The sequence below is a fragment of the Pedobacter sp. AC379 genome, from assembly GCF_979258145.1.
Genome location: NZ_OZ409839.1, coordinates 2,909,232 through 2,927,766, shown reverse-complemented (window position 1 = coordinate 2,927,766; position 18,535 = coordinate 2,909,232). Strand labels below are relative to the sequence as shown.

The 18,535-nt window shown below is 38.1% G+C and carries 10 protein-coding genes; 6 read left to right on the top strand and 4 right to left on the bottom strand.

Annotation, left to right across the window (positions count from 1 at the left end; genetic code table 11):
- Positions 1-2: 2 nt before the first annotated feature.
- Entirely contained in the window at positions 3-3,188 is a 3,186-nt protein-coding gene (locus tag ACZZZW_RS13045; protein ID WP_463493908.1) for a SusC/RagA family TonB-linked outer membrane protein, read from the bottom strand.
- A 469-nt stretch (positions 3,189-3,657) separates the two neighbouring features.
- Between ACZZZW_RS13045 and ACZZZW_RS13040 the strand changes: the two genes are divergently transcribed.
- Positions 3,658-4,677 carry a LacI family DNA-binding transcriptional regulator gene (locus ACZZZW_RS13040; protein WP_463493906.1) on the top strand — a complete coding sequence of 340 codons (1,020 nt, stop codon included), beginning with the start codon at positions 3,658-3,660 and terminating at the stop codon, positions 4,675-4,677.
- Positions 4,678-4,838: 161 nt separating this feature from the next.
- Here ACZZZW_RS13040 and ACZZZW_RS13035 read toward each other — a convergent pair whose 3' ends face one another.
- Positions 4,839-6,071 carry an MFS transporter gene (locus ACZZZW_RS13035; protein WP_463493904.1) on the bottom strand — a complete coding sequence of 411 codons (1,233 nt, stop codon included), beginning with the start codon at positions 6,069-6,071 and terminating at the stop codon, positions 4,839-4,841.
- Between the two features lie 170 nt (positions 6,072-6,241).
- On the opposite strand from ACZZZW_RS13035, the gene ACZZZW_RS13030 reads away from it, so the two are divergent.
- Together ACZZZW_RS13030 and ACZZZW_RS13025 are read left to right on the top strand one after the other, a co-directional pair.
- A complete protein-coding gene (locus ACZZZW_RS13030) occupies positions 6,242-6,685 on the top strand; it encodes a MarR family winged helix-turn-helix transcriptional regulator (RefSeq protein ID WP_055904613.1) in 444 nt (147 codons plus the stop codon).
- Between the two features lie 46 nt (positions 6,686-6,731).
- Positions 6,732-7,568, top strand: a complete 837-nt coding sequence (locus ACZZZW_RS13025; RefSeq protein ID WP_463493901.1) for an MBL fold metallo-hydrolase — start codon at positions 6,732-6,734, stop codon at positions 7,566-7,568.
- 334 nt (positions 7,569-7,902) lie between these two features.
- Here ACZZZW_RS13025 and ACZZZW_RS13020 read toward each other — a convergent pair whose 3' ends face one another.
- Positions 7,903-8,415 (bottom strand): glutathione peroxidase, encoded by a 513-nt coding sequence (locus ACZZZW_RS13020; protein WP_055904609.1) that lies wholly within the window; start codon positions 8,413-8,415, stop codon positions 7,903-7,905.
- A gap of 583 nt (positions 8,416-8,998) precedes the next feature.
- On the opposite strand from ACZZZW_RS13020, the gene topA reads away from it, so the two are divergent.
- A complete protein-coding gene (topA, locus tag ACZZZW_RS13015) occupies positions 8,999-11,563 on the top strand; it encodes a type I DNA topoisomerase (protein ID WP_463493898.1) in 2,565 nt (854 codons plus the stop codon).
- Positions 11,564-11,646: 83 nt separating this feature from the next.
- Positions 11,647-12,051 carry a hypothetical protein gene (locus ACZZZW_RS13010; protein ID WP_463493896.1) on the top strand — a complete coding sequence of 135 codons (405 nt, stop codon included), beginning with the start codon at positions 11,647-11,649 and terminating at the stop codon, positions 12,049-12,051.
- A gap of 122 nt (positions 12,052-12,173) precedes the next feature.
- On the opposite strand, the gene ACZZZW_RS13005 is transcribed toward ACZZZW_RS13010, so the two are convergent.
- Positions 12,174-12,677 (bottom strand): nuclear transport factor 2 family protein, encoded by a 504-nt coding sequence (locus tag ACZZZW_RS13005; RefSeq protein WP_463493894.1) that lies wholly within the window; start codon positions 12,675-12,677, stop codon positions 12,174-12,176.
- A gap of 131 nt (positions 12,678-12,808) precedes the next feature.
- Between ACZZZW_RS13005 and ACZZZW_RS13000 the strand changes: the two genes are divergently transcribed.
- Positions 12,809-18,400, top strand: coding sequence for an alpha-2-macroglobulin family protein (locus ACZZZW_RS13000; protein ID WP_463493892.1), 5,592 nt, complete (start codon positions 12,809-12,811; stop codon positions 18,398-18,400).
- Positions 18,401-18,535 lie beyond the last annotated feature (135 nt).

The following is an 18,535-nucleotide window of genomic DNA, read 5'->3' as shown; positions in this document are numbered from 1 at the left end:
TCTTAGAATTGAACGTTTAAACCAAAATTGTACACCTTTGAAGTAGGATAAATTGATTGCAATGGGAAAGCGGTATTTATCGTGTTTACGTTTTCAGGATCGGTATAAAATTTATACTTGGTCCAGGTGTAAAGATTCTGCCCCTGCACAAATACCCGCACATTGCTTAACTTCAATGCAGTGGCCCATTCTTTTGGTAAATTCCAGGCAAATTCTACATTTCTGATTTTGAGGTAGGCAGAATTTTGTAAAGTAAAATCGTTTAAAGCATAATTTAATGATGCAGTTCCCCTGGCATGGATAATTGGCCAGGTTGCTGTTGCTGCCGTGGCAGGTGTCCATGAATCGAGCATAAAAGGATACATCTGTTGGCCGTTGTTCTGCTCGTTCAAAATAACATTGGAACTTACATTACCAACTCCCTGAAATAACACCGAAAGTGAAAATCCTTTGTATAAAACACGTGGACTAAAACTATAAATGTACTCTGGGGTATTGGTATGGCCAATGGCTTTCTGATCTAAACTGGTAACAATGCCATCACCATCTAAATCTTTAAATTTTAAATCGCCCGGTATTGGCAGGTAGCCCTGTAATTTTGGTGAAGCAGCAATATCTGCGGCCGATTGGTAGAAACCATCTGTTACATATCCAAAAAACTGGCCAACACTTGCTCCTTTTCTTACCAATGAAGCCGGCAGGCCATCTGGTTCATCGTTTTCTACTATCTTATTTTTGGCATAACTTAACTGTGCATTTAAACCAAGGGTAATGCTGCCTATCTGTTTTTGGTAATCAAATTCTACTTCGTAACCTTTATTGTATACAATCCCTCTGTTAAAGTTTGGATACGTATGGCCATAAAGTGCAGAACCACTTAATGATGGTGTTAAAATATCTCTCCGGGTTTCGTCAAACAAATCTGCCGTTACTTTTAAGTTATCTTTAAATAAACGCGCCTCAAAACCGATGTTGCGTTTGGTTCCGGTTTCCCAGGTTACAATTGGGTTTCCGAGATCGTTTCCTGTAGCCCCAAAAAACTGGGGATCTCTGATTAGAATTGTTGGATAATTGGTTATGGAGTTAGGATTTCCAAATGGAGTTACCTGCCCACCAGCTGTTGTTGTGGTATAAGTTGAGTAACTGGTTAAAAATAAGAAACGGCTATCCGAAATCCTGTCGTTACCAACCAAACCATAACTACCCCTGATTTTAAAGTAAGATAGGATATCGTTTTTCTTCCAGAAAGGCTCATTGGTTAATGTCCACCCTGCCGAAACTGCCGGGAAAAACCCATAACGCAAGCCTGCTGCAAAGTTTTCTGATCCATTATAAGAAGCATTGAATTCTGCAAAATAACGCTCATCATAATTATAAGTTACCCTGCTTGCAACACCTTGCGAAGCTTTTGGAGGAGCGGTAAATGCAGTAGATCCTGTAGATTTTATTAACTGCCTGGTGCCCAATAATAAAGCACTTACATTGTGTTTTCCAAAATCGCGGTTATAATCAAATCCCGATTGGATATTCATGTTGGTACTCCCTTCAGTAACGCCACCATCCTGCACCGCACCTAAAGGCTCATCACGGTTGCGGGTATCGGTTGATAAAGTAGCCTCACCAGTTGCTGGGTTATATACATAAGCAGCCCAGTTTGCATTTCTTCTTTCGATATTGTTGTAATAAGAATCATAACCGAAAACTGTTTTAAAGCCTAAACCTTTGGTAATAAAGCCCAATTTATAATTGAGGTTAAAAGTACTTTCGATGGTATTGTTATCATCATTTCGGGTTCCAAAACGCGTTAAAACAGCATAAGGATTCCAGATATTTGTACCCACATTAGGGTTTGCAGTAATTCTGCCATCAGGCAAAGTAACCGGATAAGCATAAGCAGGAACCTGCAATATCCGCGAAATCATTCCTTCAATCGTATCGTAAGAGAAAGCAGATGAGGACCTTAAACCTGCCGGCTGATAACGATCGGCAAAACGGCCGCCCAGTTTAATTCCAACAGTAAAATCCTTATTCAGCGTTAAATCTACGTTCGAACGGAAATTGTAACGGTTGTAATTTGGAACTGTATTGATCCCATATGGTGAATCGAACTTTTTAAAAATACCATCCTGAAAGGCGTAACCTGCCGAAACAAAATATTTGGCCACTTTAGTTCCACCACTGATGTTGATGTTGTGCTGCGTTTGCGAATAATATTTTTTGGTTAAATAATCGAACCATTGCACATCAGGATAACCTATCGGATCTGATTTATCCCTGAATTTCTGGATTTCAGCATCAGTAAAAAATACTGGCTTGTTATCATTAGTGTACGATTGGTTTAACAAGATCGCACTTTCAAGCGCTGGCAATCCTACAGCTAAACCAGTATAGGTTTGCAAGGCATAATTACCGGTATAGGTTACCTTTGGAGCACCAATTTTACCTTGTTTGGTGGTAATTACAATAATACCGTTTGCACCACGAATACCATAAATAGCAGTAGATGCCGCATCTTTTAATACCGTGATGGTTTCTATTTCACTTGCATCCACATCCGAAAAACTCGGCCTTTCTACCCCATCAACCACCACAATAGCCGCATTGTTGGCCCCGTAGGTTGCAACACCCCTAACCTTTAGCTGGGCACCATCCGCACCGGGCTGTCCGCTAGTTTGTACGGCCAATAAGCCTGGTAAGCGACCAATTAAACTATTGGTAGGGTTTGGAGTTGGCGATTTCATAATCTCCTCCGAACTGATCTGTGCAATAGCACCAGTTAAGGTAGATTTTTTCTGCGCACCGTAACCAACCACAACTACCTCATCCAATCCCTGAGAGTTATCTTCTAAAACAATGGTTAGGGTATTTTTGCCATTTACCGCAACCTCTTTATTTACATAACCAACATAAGTAAAGGTTAGGGTTGCAGTTTCTGCTGCTTTGATTGAAAATTTTCCATCATTATCGGTTACTGCCCCAACTGTGGTGCCTTTAACCCTAACACTCACACCCGGCAAAGTAATTCCTTTGTTATCCTTAACCACACCTGTTACTGTTGTTTGCGCAAAAGCAGAGAAACAGGAACTGAGGAGGAAAAGAAAGGTTAAGGTATAGCGCACCTTTGACCATTGGATTTTCGCAAACCCAACACAGGTAAAAGTGCGGCTCAAATTGTAAAGTTTATCCATAATTATTATAAATATTAAATCTATTTGGTAAAAATTTAATGCATACTTCATACTGAACGACTGTAATTCAAGGAGAATCAGTCAAAAATCAGAGAAAAAAATTTCTTAGGTATTGCTCAGCGTTATCGGGTCGGCACTCAGAAAATTGTTGTTTTTTTAAACTGCCTCAGGCATTTTGAGAATTATACGATTTTGCCTTGAAAACGTAATATTTTGGAGACAAAACGATTTAGTTTTTTCAACTAAACCTGGCACTTCAGTTAAAGCCCTTTTTAAACTGAAATTGGTTTGTGATGATTTGATCATGTTTATTTGGTTAGTTTGTGTTAGCGGTAACGAATTTAGAAAAGCTTGAAAGATAAAAGTGTTTTTAAATAGCCTAAAACGCTATAAAATCCATTGAAACTACATTTCAAACGTTTGAAATAATTGCATTTTTTTTCTTATCTATGCATTGAGATTGGAAAAGATGATGAATAATACCCCTGTTACACTTAAGTTCTTGGCTGAAAAGTTAAAGATGTCAGTATCAACAGTATCAAAAGCCCTGAACAACTACCCAACCATTAATGAGTACACCAAAAAACGTGTGCAGGAAATGGCTCGCGATCTGCATTTTACACCCAATAAATCTGCCATCAACTTAAAGGAAAAAAAATCTCGCATTATCGGTATCATCTTACCAAACCTGCTTGATCATTTTTTTACCAGAAGCATATACGGGGTTGAACAGTTTGCCACTCAAAATGGATATAATGTAATTATCAGTCAATCGCATGATGACCTTGAAAAAGAAATTCAATCGGCCAACATGTTGTTACGCAGTCGTGTGGATGGTTTAATAGTAGCCATCTCTAAAAACACACAGGATTTTGCCCACCTCGATCAATTCGAAAACATGGGCATTCCTGTAGTTTATTATACCCGAAACCCTAGTTTTAACTTAAGCTGCCATAAAGTATTGGGCAATACCTTCCAGGGCTGTTACCAGGCAACAAAGTTTTTAATAGACAGGGGGCATAAAAAAATAGCGTATTTGGGCGGACCAAAGATGATTAATTTTACGCATGACCGTTTTAATGGATACATTAATGCATTAAAAGATAACCAGGTGCCTTTTTCATCTGAATTGGTGGCTTATACCGATTTTGATAAAGAAAATACCGTTTCAGCAATCCAGCATCTGTTTGCAAATCCAGCTAATATGCCAACAGCTTTGGTTGCCTTTAAAGAACCCATTTTGTTTGATGCAATAAAGTACCTCCGATCAATAAACCACCCAAACTTTAACGAAATTGAATGCATAGGTTTTGGCAATACCTCTTTTATCAGTTATCTTGATTCCCCTCCTATTGCCTCAATTGAAGAAAATCCGGAATCGGTGGGCGAAAATGCCATTAAATTATTGCTCCAGTTGATTAATAAGGAAATTGATATCCAGAATTACCAAAAAGTGATGGTGGATTGTAAGCTGATTGTGCACGGGTAAATGCGTGTAGCGTTTTAACCTACTATTTTAAAATCTGCGGTAAACCATTTGCACCAAACCTAATAGAACTTAACTCCTAAATGGTGACAAAACCTTATTAATTATCCGGCATTTAAAAATTTAAGGTGGTTAAGAAAATGAAAATAAACTTACATGATGATCTAACTACCAAATAATGAAAACTTATTCTTCAACTGATTGCGGCGGTTTTCATTATATACAAATGCAGCCACTATTAACAAACCTGCAAATCCTTCGAAAGCCACTACAACCTGTGTACTGAAAATATGCGCTAAATAACCCATTAATAAACTCCCAATCGGCAATACACCCTGGTAAGCCATAATGTAATAACTTAATGTTCTTCCCCTCATTAAATCGTCGGCATGTGTTTGTAAATAAGTATTTATGGATGAGGTTTGCGCCATTAAACCCAAAGCTGCCAAACCGGTACAAATTAAAGCCAGTATTAAAGATGGTGAAATAGCCAGGGCCACAACAGCAACTGCCAACAAAATACCCGACATCATTACAATTTTTTGTAGATTCTGATTTGCTTTTAAAGTAGCCATATAAATTGCACCAAAAAAAGCACCAAAGCCAGCTGCACTTTCAAACCAGCCAAAGGTTGTGGCATTTCCATTAAAAATATCTTTAGCAAAAACAGGCAGTAACGTTGTAAAAGGGATTACCAATAAACTCGAAGCAGCCATCATTAGTACCATCGAAGCCAAATCTGGTGATGATTTTAAGTAATCGTACCCTTTTTTAAGGTCAATCCAGATATTTTCTTTTGATTTTTGAGGTATGGTAAGTTTTAGTTTCATCATTACCATACAGCCCAATACGGCAATAAAACTTACAAAATTAATCAGGAAACAAATATCCTCACCCAATGTACTTAGAATTACACCCGCCAATGCAGGCCCGATTAATCTTGCAGCATTAAACATCGAAGAGTTAAGTGCAATCGCATTTGGTAAATCTTCTTTATCATCAATTAAATTTACCATTAACGATTGTCGCGCAGTTACATCAAAAGCATTCACCAAGCCCTGCACCAGTGAAAGTGCTGCTATCCAGAACATATCGTATACTTTAAACCAGATCATTAAAGCCAGTGCACCAGCTTGCAACATTAAAATTACCTGCGTAATTACCAGTATTTTATACTTGTTATGCCTATCTACATAGCTGCCGGCATAAGGTGCAAGCACCAGTGAAGGGATTAAACTTAAAAATGTAATTAAACCCAACAAAAAAGCCGACCCTGTTAAGCGGTAAACCAACCAGCTGATGGCTACACGCTGCATCCACGTGCCAATTAATGAAATAGCCTGACCTGTAAAAAATAACCTGTAATTGTAATGCCTTAGCGAACGAAATATGCTCATGTTTAAATTAGTAAAGTAACTTTACAAAAGTAGATATTTATAACGTAACGGAAAAGACTAAAATGAATAGTTTTATCAATTTAAAATCATAATTAGCATACTAATTTAAACTCATGATCATTTACTATAAAATTAAAACATTATATTTGTAAAGTTTATTTACCATTAATATGCCTACTCAAACACAAGAAATTGCCGCAAAATTAAGGAGCACCGTTACCCGCTTAACCAGGCAACTGCGTAAACAAAACGTAAGTTCCGAATTTAGCAATGCAGAATTGTTAACAATGTCGTTATTGGAGCAGCATGGCAAAATGTTATCTACCGAACTGGCCGATCTTGAAAGGGTATCTAAACAAGCCATCTCACAAATCATTAACCGGTTGTTTGATGCAAAATGCGTAGAACGGTTTCCCAGCGAAGAGGATAAACGTAAAGTTTTTATCGGCCTTACCAAACTCGGCGAAAAACACATTATTGCCAGTAGAAAAATAAAAGAAGAATGGTTGGTACAAACCATGGAAAAAATATTTTCTTCAGAAGAAATTAACCTGATTCAGGCTTTCCTTCCATTACTTTCACGCCTGGTAGAGTACAACGGCGTAAGGGTATAGTTTTCTTTTCTCTTTCGCCAAATAAGCCTTATCTTGCAGCTTCAAAATGGCACTATATTTTACATCTATAAATTCGGGAAGTAACGGCAATTGTTACTATGTGGGCAACGATAATGAAGCGGTGTTGATTGATGTTGGCCTAACCTGTAAAGAAGTAGAAAAACGAATGGACCGCTTAGGTTTATCAATCCATAAAATAAAAGCCATTTTTATTTCTCATGAGCACAGCGACCACATTAAAGGTTTAGCTGTTTTTGCCAAAAAATACCACCTTCCGGTTTACATTAGCACTGCAACATTAAAAAGCAGTCGCTTAATTTTAAATGAAAAGAACACGCACCCGCTAAATCATTTACAGCATATCCAGATTGGTGATTTAAAGATTTCGGCATTTTCTAAATTTCATGATGCTGCAGATCCATATAGTTTTACGGTAGAATGCAATGATGTAAGGGTTGGCATTTTTACCGACATCGGCTCAGTATGCGATCGTTTGATTACCCATTTCAAAAATTGCCATGCAGCTTTTTTAGAAGCCAATTATGATACACAAATGCTTCAGAATGGCAGCTATCCTTATTTTTTGAAAAGACGGATTATGAGCGGCCACGGTCACCTCAGTAACGAGCAGGCCCTTGAGCTTTTTAACAACCATAAAGCACCTTACCTTAGTCACCTTTTATTGAGCCACTTATCGAAAGATAATAACGACCCCGAACTGGTTGAAAAGCTTTTTAAAAACGTTGCTGGAGATACTTTTGTAAAAGTAGCTTCAAGGCATCAGGAAACTGAAGTGTATTATGTTAGCAACAGTCAAAACCCGGTATTAACGTACAGTTTCGATCCAGGCTTATATCAACCCGAGCAGTTGAACTTATTTTAACATCTTAAAGTCAAAAACCAACAGCAATTTGTTGAAAATTATCTCGCTTTGCCTAAAAAAATGCACCTAAGCACACATTTTGATTTTTGGTCATAATCAACACAAAAAATTTTCGATTTTATAAAAACATTTTAATCAAGCAGGGCGTTATATATATACTTCATAAATAGTTTGTTTGGTTTAATTGGGGCTTATGGATTTAAGCCCCTTTCTCTTGCCCAAAATTTTTCAGCACACAATTTATTGGGCATAAAAAAAGGTAAAATGACCAATGCATCTTACCTTTTATATTTGTTACAAACAGCATAAAGCCGTCTATTTATTTGCTTAATGCCTACAGGTTTTTCACAATAGCCTCGTCAGTAGGTTTTGTTTTAGAACGGAAACGGTGTACCAGTTCTCCTTTTTCGTTAATTAAAAATTTCTCAAAATTCCATTTAATTTCGCCCTGCTCCTCTGTATTGGTTTGAGAAGTTAAATATTTAAACAGCGGACTGATGTCATCACCTTTTACACTGCTTTTCTCTGCAAGTAAAAAAGAAACATTGTACTTTCCGGTGCAAAATTCTTTAATTTCTGCATTGGTAGAAAACTCCTGGCCACCAAAGTTACCAGCCGGAAAACCGATTAGAACTACCTTTTTACCATATTGTTTCTGCAGTTTTTCCAAATCTTCATATTGAGGAGTAAAACCACATTTAGAAGCAGTATTGACAATTAAGATTTTTTTGCCTTTAAATTTAGATAGTTTAATTTCTTTACCATCAATGGTTTTAAAGCTGAAATCGTAAACATTTTTTGGCGGTGATACCAATAAGTTTAATAGGATTAAAATTGTGCTGATCATCGTTCTTTTATTTTTATATACGAATATAGGTTTAAATTGGTTGTGTTGATGTAATGTCCCTGTAAATTATATCATATAGGTAATTAAAGAGCTCAGCGTTTTGAGAATCGGAAGAAAAGTGATTAGCCTACATCAAATGAGCAGTATATTTTGATTAGGAAACGAAAGCATTGTGAATCTTGGCGGCGTGCAATCCCGCTTTACACTTTATACCGATAAAGAATCGGTATGTTCGCTGCAATCGGGTTTAATTAACTAAGCCATCTGCCCGTTAACCTCTTCTGCTAAACACCACGCTATTAAAACGTTCATAGCAGCATTTCATACGCCACCTAAACCCGACCGAAGCGGAAAACCCGCAGACGGAGGAACGAGGTTGAGGATTTGTAGCAAAGCCCGGGATGAAGCTTCCATATTTATTACTGCTTTTGCTTTCCAAAAAACAAAAAAGATTAAAATCACATTAAAATCAACAGGAAATCGCCATATATCGGCAACCTTTCAGAAAAAAAAATGTATTAAATTTTCCCTAGGTTTGGATTTATGCTTTAATTATAGCTTTATTTGCACAAAAACGTATTTCATGGCCAAAAATTTATTAATCGTCGAGTCACCCGCAAAAGCTAAAACTATAGAAGGCTACCTAGGTAAAGATTTCCTTGTGAAATCTAGCTATGGCCACATTCGGGATTTAGTTAAAGGTGATATGGCTATTGATATTAAGAATGATTTTGCCCAGACCTACGAAGTACCGGCCGACAAAAAAAATGTTGTTGCAGAATTGAAAAAACTAGCGAAGGAAGCCGAAATGGTATGGCTAGCATCCGATGAAGACCGCGAGGGGGAAGCAATTTCATGGCATTTATTCGAAACTTTAGGCCTAAAAGTGGAGAAAACTAAACGCATCGTTTTTCATGAAATTACTAAACCTGCAATATTAAAAGCAATTGATAGTCCACGCGGTATCGATTATAACCTCGTAAATGCACAACAGGCACGCCGTGTACTGGATCGTTTGGTGGGTTTCGAACTTTCTCCAGTTTTATGGAAAAAAGTAAAGCCATCATTATCTGCCGGCCGTGTACAATCGGTAGCCGTACGTTTAATAGTAGACAGAGAAAGAGAGGTTTTAAACTTTAACGCAGCCGCTGCCTATAAAATAACTGCACAGTTTTCTACCGGAAAAGGGAAAGAAACGGTTAAGGCAGAGTTGCCGCAGCGTTTTGAAAGTGAGGCTGATGCTGAAAAATACCTTCAAGATTGTGCAAATGCGAAATTTGATATTACCAGTTTAGAAACCCGCCCGGCAAAGCGTAATCCTGCTGCACCATTTACCACTTCTACCCTGCAACAGGAAGCTTCAAGAAAATTAGGTTTTTCTGTGGCCAGAACCATGCAGGTTGCGCAACGGTTGTATGAGGCGGGTAAGATTACTTATATGAGAACCGATTCTGTTAACTTATCAGAAACGGCATTAAATGCTGCTGCAGCGGAGATAAAATCAGCTTATGGTGATAAATACCACCAGCACCGCGTTTATAAAACAAAATCTGCTGGTGCGCAAGAAGCCCACGAAGCCATTCGCCCAACTTATTTTGACAGACATAGCGTAGATGGCGATATTTCAGAAAAAAGGTTATATGACCTGATCTGGAAACGATCAATCGCATCGCAGATGAGCGAGGCTTTATTTGAAAAAACAACTGCTCAAATTACTGCTTCCACCCGTAAAGAACATTTAGTTGCCGAGGGTGAAGTATTAAAGTTCGATGGCTTTTTAAAAGTTTATTTAGAATCGACAGATGAAGAAGAAAACGAAGAAAAAGAAGGCGGTGCAATTTTACCTCCTTTAGCAAAAGGACAAGAATTATTTTTAAAAGAAATGCAGGCAACGGAACGTTATTCACGTCCGCCGGCAAGATATACAGAAGCCAGTTTGGTTAAGAAATTAGAAGAACTGGGCATTGGCCGTCCATCTACTTATGCGCCAACCATTTCTACGGTTCAAAACCGTGGTTATGTAGTTAAAGAAGATAGAGATGGTAAACAAAGAAAATTTACGGCGATTGTTTTAGCCGACGGTAAGGTTAGTAAAGAGATCAAATCTGAAATTACCGGAGCGGAAAAATCGAAACTTTTCCCTACGGATATTGGTGAGGTGGTGAACGATTTCTTAGTAGAGCATTTTAAAGGGATTGTAGATTTTAACTTCACTGCAAAAGTGGAAAAGGAATTTGATGAAATTGCACAAGGTTTACAGGAATGGACCAAAATGCTTCATTCTTTCTACAGCCCTTTTCATACCGAAGTAGAAACCACTTTAGAAACTGCCGAACGTGCTACAGGCGAACGTTTATTGGGTTTAGACCCTGCAACGGGTAAAAATGTATACACAAAGGTTGGTAAATTCGGCCCGCTGGTGCAGATTGGTGAGCTTGATGAGGAAGAAAAACCGCGTTACGCCAGTTTAATGCGCAGCCAATCTGTAGCCACAATTACGCTTGATGATGCTTTGGAACTTTTCAAACTTCCTTTCCAACTACCTGATTATGAAGGCAAAGAGGTGATAATCGGCGTTGGTCGTTTTGGCCCTTACGTAAAATGGGGAGAAAGTTTTATTTCGCTTCCAAAAAATGAGGAGCCTTTATCGGTAACCTATGACAGGGCTGTTGAAATTATCAAACAGAAAATGGATGATGATGCGCCTATTGCTTACTATGAAGGTTTAGGTGTAACAAAAGGTAAAGGGCGCTTTGGTCCGTTTATTAAATGGAATGACCTGTTTATTAATATTCCTGCTAAAGGATACGATTTTGATAACCTATCACAGGAAGATATCAATACTTTAATTGGAAAAAAAGTAGAAAAAGAGGCCAACCGTTTTATTAAAACATGGGATGCTGAAAAAATTTCTATCGAAAACGGACGTTGGGGAGCATTTATCCGTTTTGGCAAATTGATGCTAAAATTGAGGTACAATGAAGCCACTAAACAAAAATATACGCCAGAAGAATTGGCAGATATTGACTTGGAAGTAGTTAAGAAAATGATTGTTGAGCAGGTACCTAACGCTTTCGAAACAAAGAAAAAAGCACCTGCAAAGAAAAAAGCTGCGCCAGCAAAAAAAGCCGTAGCGAAGAAGAAATAAACTGAGTATCGTCACTCTGAATTTATTAAAGCTGATTAACTAAAGAGGCTGAAACGAGTTGAGCATGACGTTGAATAATGGTTATGAAATCAGATTTACCAGAAAATATAGTTGAAGATATTGCAATGGCTGTGGTATTGATGGGTGAAACACCTGAAGTAACAAGCTGGACGGTTTACCTCATCAACTTAAAAAGCGAACCGATAACCAATGTTTTAATCAGCTCTAAAGGTTACGGAGAAAAAGATGGAAAGCAGGTAAAAACTTCTGTTTTAAGGCATTTCGTTGGCGATATGAAGGCAAATTCGTTTGCAGGAGTTGAAGCTATAGATCCGGAAGTATTTGGTTTAACTAACGAATACTGGCTGAGTTATTACCTGGGCAGTACCATTTACGACAAAAAATTTATTTTCCTTCCTGAAAGCATCATCGATTCTAATCTAATTAAAATTCCGTTGGTGAACCGACCAGGAGTGATGATTAAGTAAGTTGGGAGTTTTGAGTGGTGAGTTTGGAGTCACCTCCTCACAGATTTAAAGCCTATAACTTTAGTACTATCGCCAGTTCTGCATCCAAAACTGAGAACTCCAAACTGTAAACTCCAACCAGCCTAAGGCACCTTAACCGCTTGTCTGCCAATTAGTTTCCAACCAGATTTTTCTTTACTCCAGATCAAAAGAATATATAATTTCACATTTCCAGGAACATTTTTATCATTTGTTTTGGCGTTTAATGTATGACGAACCAGCGCTGTTTTATTTTGAACAACAACGGTCTGATCAGTTAAATTAATATCCACAAAGTCTGATTCTCCAGAAAGTAACGAATGCATAAATTCCTGCTTGGTTTGAATCTTTCCACTGGAATGACCATAGCTTAGGTTATTCAAGATCATTTTATCAAGTGCCAAACTATCCGGTGTAACCATCAGTTTGGTTAATTTGCTTACGGCATCCTCAACATCAGTTTTTTGCGCAAAACAAAAACTGGTCGAAATTAACAGGCTCGAAAAAATCAAGAGTTTCTTTATCATATCTGGTTGTATAGGGGTTAATGTTGTAAACTTATCCAAATCCATGCAAAGGAACAAACCATAAGCGTTAATTTTCAACATAATTTATTTTAACGTTAATTTTAGTTTATTTTCGGAGGGAATATAGGGTTTTGACTACAAAAGATAATTGCGACACATTTATTGCTTTCACTTCACCACTATATTACCATTTATCTTAACGAATTTCATCCATGGAACAACCATCTACCTACCAATCTTCCTCTAAAAAGAAATTTATTTTCATCGGATTACTTGCTGTTTCTATAGCGGCAATTGTATTTATCTATTTCAATAGAAAGAAAAAAAGTCATGAAGAAAATCAGGCTTATGCAAAATATATTGAAGCTTACACCTCCGGAACGATTTCAAAAAAGAGCTTTATCAGGGTTCACCTGGCCAATGCAGCTACAGGTATGCAGGATTTAGGCAAGGCAGACACGCGCGAACTTTTCGACTTCTCCCCTTCTATCTCCGGTAAAACCTATTGGATAGATCCGCAAACTGTTGAGTTCAGACCCGACGAAAACCTCAAACCTGGTAAAAATTACGAGGCTACATTTAAATTATCAGAAGTTTCTGATACCGAAAAGGGCCTTGAAGATTTCGACTTTGAATTTAAGGTAATTACGCCCGGGATCATGCTTTCTCAAAACGGACTGGTTTCGCAAAATAATACTGCTTTAGATTACATGAAATTAACCGGCGAAGTGGCTACCGCTGATGCTGAAGAAACTGCAAAAATTGAAAAAACTATCTCCTTGGATTTCGACCAGAAGTTAAAAATTAAATGGCAGCATGATCCTGCAAAAAACTCTTCAAAATTCACCATTGATAGCATTAAAAAAACAAGTAATGATCAGAACTTAAAAATTGATTGGGATGGTGATGCCATTGATGCTGATCAAAAAGGTGAGATAGAGATCCGCGTTCCGGCCATCAATAAATTCGAAATACTGGACATAAAAGCCATACAGGGTGAAGAAGATTATGCATTGGTGCAATTCTCTGAGCCAATTGGTGTAGGCCAGGATTTAACGGGGATGATTACCCTTGGTAACCTGAGCGATTTAAGGTATACGATTGATGCCAGTCAGGTAAAGGTTTATGCAAATGAAGAATTAAAAGGCAATTATAATTTAAGTGTAAATGCAGGTGTAGAAAATATTAATGCAAAAACACTTCCAAACGGCAAGGTCATCAATCTTGTTTTCGAAGATAAATTACCGGCTGTAACCATTGCAGGAGCAGGAACCATTTTACCCAATTCGGGCAAACTTGTTTTACCTTTTGAGGCCATTAACTTAAAAGCCGTTGATGTAACGGTAATTAAGATATATGAAAACAACATCCCTCAGTTTTTTCAAACGAATAGCTATAAAGATGCAAATGAATTGCGTAGGGTGGCAAAGCCGATTTTACAAAAAACAATACGTTTAGACGAGGATAAAGCACTTAATCTCCATAAAAAGAACCGTTTTACGCTTGATTTGGATAAAATGATCCGAACTGAGCCAGGCGCAATGTACCGTGTTACCATCGCTTTCAGGCAGGAGTATAATGCTTACAATTGTAAAGCTGGATCAGCAGAAGAAAAAACTGATGAAAGTAGTGATGAGTATGGTGAATATGATGGCTACGGTGAAAAAATTGATGAGGACGATGATTTTTGGCAACGCTACAACAATTATTACCCTGAAAATTACAGGTGGAATGATAAAGACAATCCATGTACACCATCATTTTATACCAACCAGCGTTGGGCGAGTAGAAACTTAATTGCTTCGAACATTGGTTTGGTGGCCAAACGTGGCAATGATAACAGCATGCTTATAATTGCTACAGATTTACTTACAGCCAAACCATTAAGCGGGGTTAACCTGGAGTTGATGGACTACCAGAAACAAATTATTTTCACTACCAAAACAGATGGAGATGGCTTTGCAAGTTTCGATCTCAAGCGTCAACCCTTTTTATTAATTGCCAAAAATGGTTCAGAACGTGGTTACCTAAAACTGGATGATGGAAGTTCACTTCCATTGAGCAGATTTGATGTAGGCGGAGATATTGTTCAAAGCGGTTTAAAAGGTTTTATTTATGGCGAACGTGGTGTTTGGCGACCAGGCGATAGTTTATTTGTTTCTTTCGTTTTGGAAGATAAACTGAAAAAACTTCCTGCCAACTATCCGGTAACAATGGAATTTTATAATCCAAAAGGTCAATTGTATAAAAGATTGATCAACGGAAAACCATTAAATGGATTTTACACCTTCAAAACAGCTACCGAATCTACCGCGCCTACCGGAAACTGGATGGCGAAAGTTAAAGCTGGCGGAGCCACATTTACCAAAACTTTAAAAATTGAAACGGTAATGCCAAACCGTTTGAAAATTGATTTCAATGTTGGCAACAAACCTTATCTGAGTGCAGGCACATCAGCCGCTACCCTCTCGGCCAAATGGCTGTTTGGTGCGGTTGCGCAAAATTTAAAAGCAAAAGTTGACGTAAATTTAAATACCACAGAAACGAAGTTTAAAGGTTTTGAAGGTTTCAGTTTCGATAACCCAACTGTTAACTTCGAATCGCAGGTTAAAACCATTTTCGAAGGCACACTAAACCAAAATGGTACTGCCCAGATTAACACCAATTTAAACGAAAATAATACTGCTCCGGGTGTATTAAGAGCAAATTTCACCACTAAAGTTTTTGAACCGGGAGGCAATTTCAGCATCGATAATTTTAGCATTCCATATCACGTATACAATAGTTATTTGGGTATTAAACCTGAAAAAGGCGATCGTTTAAGCGGTATGCTGGTTACAGGAAAAGATCATAAAATTGAAATAGTAAATGTTAATACCGATGGAAAGCTGTTGAGTGGCACAAAAACCGTTCAGGTAGAGCTTTACAAAACGCAATGGCGCTGGTGGTGGGAACAGGATGATCAAAATACTTATGCCAACTTTACACAAAATCAGTACAATAAACTGGTAGAAACCCATCAGGTAAACTTATTTAATGGAAAAGGAAGCTGGAATTTACGTGTAGATGAACCAGAATGGGGCCGGTATTTGATTTTAGTACGTGATGTAAATGGCGGGCATGTTACCGGAAAATCTGTATATGTGGATTGGCCGGGATGGGCACAGCGCGAACAAGGCAGCAATCCCACTGAAGCATCCATGCTTTCGTTTACTGCCAATAAAGAAAAATTTACTGTTGGCGAAGACATCACCCTAACCATCCCAACAGGAAAAAATGGAAGGGCATTAATTTCAATTGAAAATGGAAGTAGAGTATTAAAAACCTTTTGGGTTGATACCAAAGCCGGTCAAACGCAATTTAAGTTTAAGGCTGAAAAAGAAATGGCACCCAATGTTTTTGCCAACATTACCTTATTACAACCGCATGCACAAACGGTTAATGATTTACCAATCAGGATGTATGGGGCTATCCCACTTTCGGTGGAAGATCCGCAAACGATTTTAAAGCCAACCATTAAAATGGCTGATAAAATAAAACCGGAAACCGAAAATACAATTACCGTGGGCGAGCAAAACGGTAAAGCAATGACTTATACCATCGCATTAGTAGATGAAGGTTTGTTGGATCTAACCCGTTTTAAAACACCAGATCCACATGGCGCATTTTACGCACGCGAAGGCTTAGGTGTAAAAACATGGGATTTATTTGATTATGTTTTAGGTGCATGGGGCGGAAATTTAGAACGTATTTTAAGCATAGGTGGTGATGGTAGCATTAACAAAAACCTCAATCCAGCCAAAGCCAACCGTTTTAAAGCTGTAATTAAATTTATGGGACCATTCACTCTTAGAAAAGGCGAAAGTAAAACACACAAATTTAAATTACCTCAATATATTGGTGCCGTGAGGGCAATGGTTGTTGCCGGGCAAGATGCTGCTTATGGTTTTGCAGAAAAATCTGTTCAGGTTAAAAAGCCCCTTATGGTTTTGGCTACTTTGCCAAGGGTAATCGGCCCTGGAGAAAGTTTCACACTTCCTGTAACAATTTTTGCTACAGAGAAAAACCTTAAAAACGTTTCTGTTCAACTCCAGGCAAACAATTTAATTGTACAAGGCAACAATAAACAGCAGCTTTACTATAAACAAACAGGTGAACAAATGGCCTATTTTGAAGTTAAAGCACCAAATATAGTTGGTATTGCCAAAGTAAAAGTGATTGCACAAAGTGGTGGTGAAAGAACAGATTATGATGTGGAAATGGACATCCGAAATCCTAATCCTTACATAACCAATGTGGTTTCGGCAACCGTACAACCTCATACCAAATGGGCGGTTCACTATTTACCTATCGGCATGGCCGGAACAAACTCTGGCTCACTTGAGGTTTCTTCAATCCCGGCAATCAACCTTGGCAAAAGATTGAGTTATTTAATTCAATATCCACACGGTTGCATTGAGCAAACAACTTCCGGCGTTTTCCCTCAACTCTTTCTAGATAGATTAAGTCCCTTAAATGGACAACAAAAAGCCACAACTGAGAAAAATATCAAAGCCGGGATCAATAGAATTAAGGGATTTCAAACTACTGACGGTGGCTTATCGTACTGGCCAGGAGAAGGTACTTCTGACGAGTGGGGAACCAATTACGCTGGCCATTTCTTAGTTGAAGCACAAAATGCCGGATATACCTTGCCTGTTGGCCTTTTAGATGAACTTTTGCGCTTTCAAAAATCAAAAGCAGCAAACTGGGCACCTAATAGTAATAATTTTTATGGCAGTGATTTATCACAAGCATATCGTTTATACATGCTGGCATTGGCTAAAAAACCAGAAATGGCAGCAATGAACCGATTAAAATCTTTTGAGTACTTATCTGTTGCCGCGAAATGGCGATTGGCTGCTGCATATAAACTTGCTGGACAAAATGATGTTGCTCAAAATATGGTCAGAGGTTTAGATACTTCAATCCAGGCTTATAAACAACTTGGCGGAACTTATGGTTCAGACGTTCGTGATGAAGCTATGATTTTAGAAACCCTAACTTTGCTAGGTCAAAAAGCCAAGACAGCAAGTTTATTACAACCTTTAGCCGCCAAACTGGGCGAAAATACGTGGTACAGTACGCAAACAACTGCGTATAGCTTACTGGCTATTGCTAAATTTTGTGGATCAAACCAATCCGCAAATAAACTGCAGTATCAATATGTGTTGGATGGTAAATCTGCGCCTGTAAATTCCAATCAATACCTAAACAGTACACCAGTAACTTTTAAAGGAAACACAGCTTCTATAACCAATAACGGAAATAATGTATTGTTTGTTCGTTTGGTTTTGGAAGGACAACCAGTGGCTGGCCAGAATAACTTTTTGCCTAACCGACCTGAGGTTTTAGACATGAACGTAACTTACAAACGTTTAAATGGTAAAGTATTAGATCCGACAACTTTAAAGCAAGGCACCGATTTTTATGCAGAAGTGACGGTAAAAAATCCAGGCAGAATGGGCTATTATGAACAAATGGCATTGACACAGATTTTCCCTTCGGGATGGGAAATCATCAATACCCGTGTTAATGATAACCAAAGTATATTGGCTTCATCGCCATTTACTTATCAGGATATCAGGGATGATCGCGTATTCACTTATTTCAATGTAAGAGAAGGCGAAAGTCTGGTTTATAAAGTATTGCTTAATGCCTCTTATCTTGGTAAGTACTATTTATCGGCAGTACAATGTGAAGCCATGTACAACAATGACATTTCAGCCACGGAAGTAGGAAAATGGGTACAGGTGGTGAAGTAAGATAAATTGGGTAAAAAAACATAAACCTCGGTCCGTGTATCCACGGACCGAAATTTAACAAGTTTAAACCTATTTGATGGTTCGTCAACATACAAACCACAGCTTAATAAGATAAAATCGGTTTTGGCGAAATAA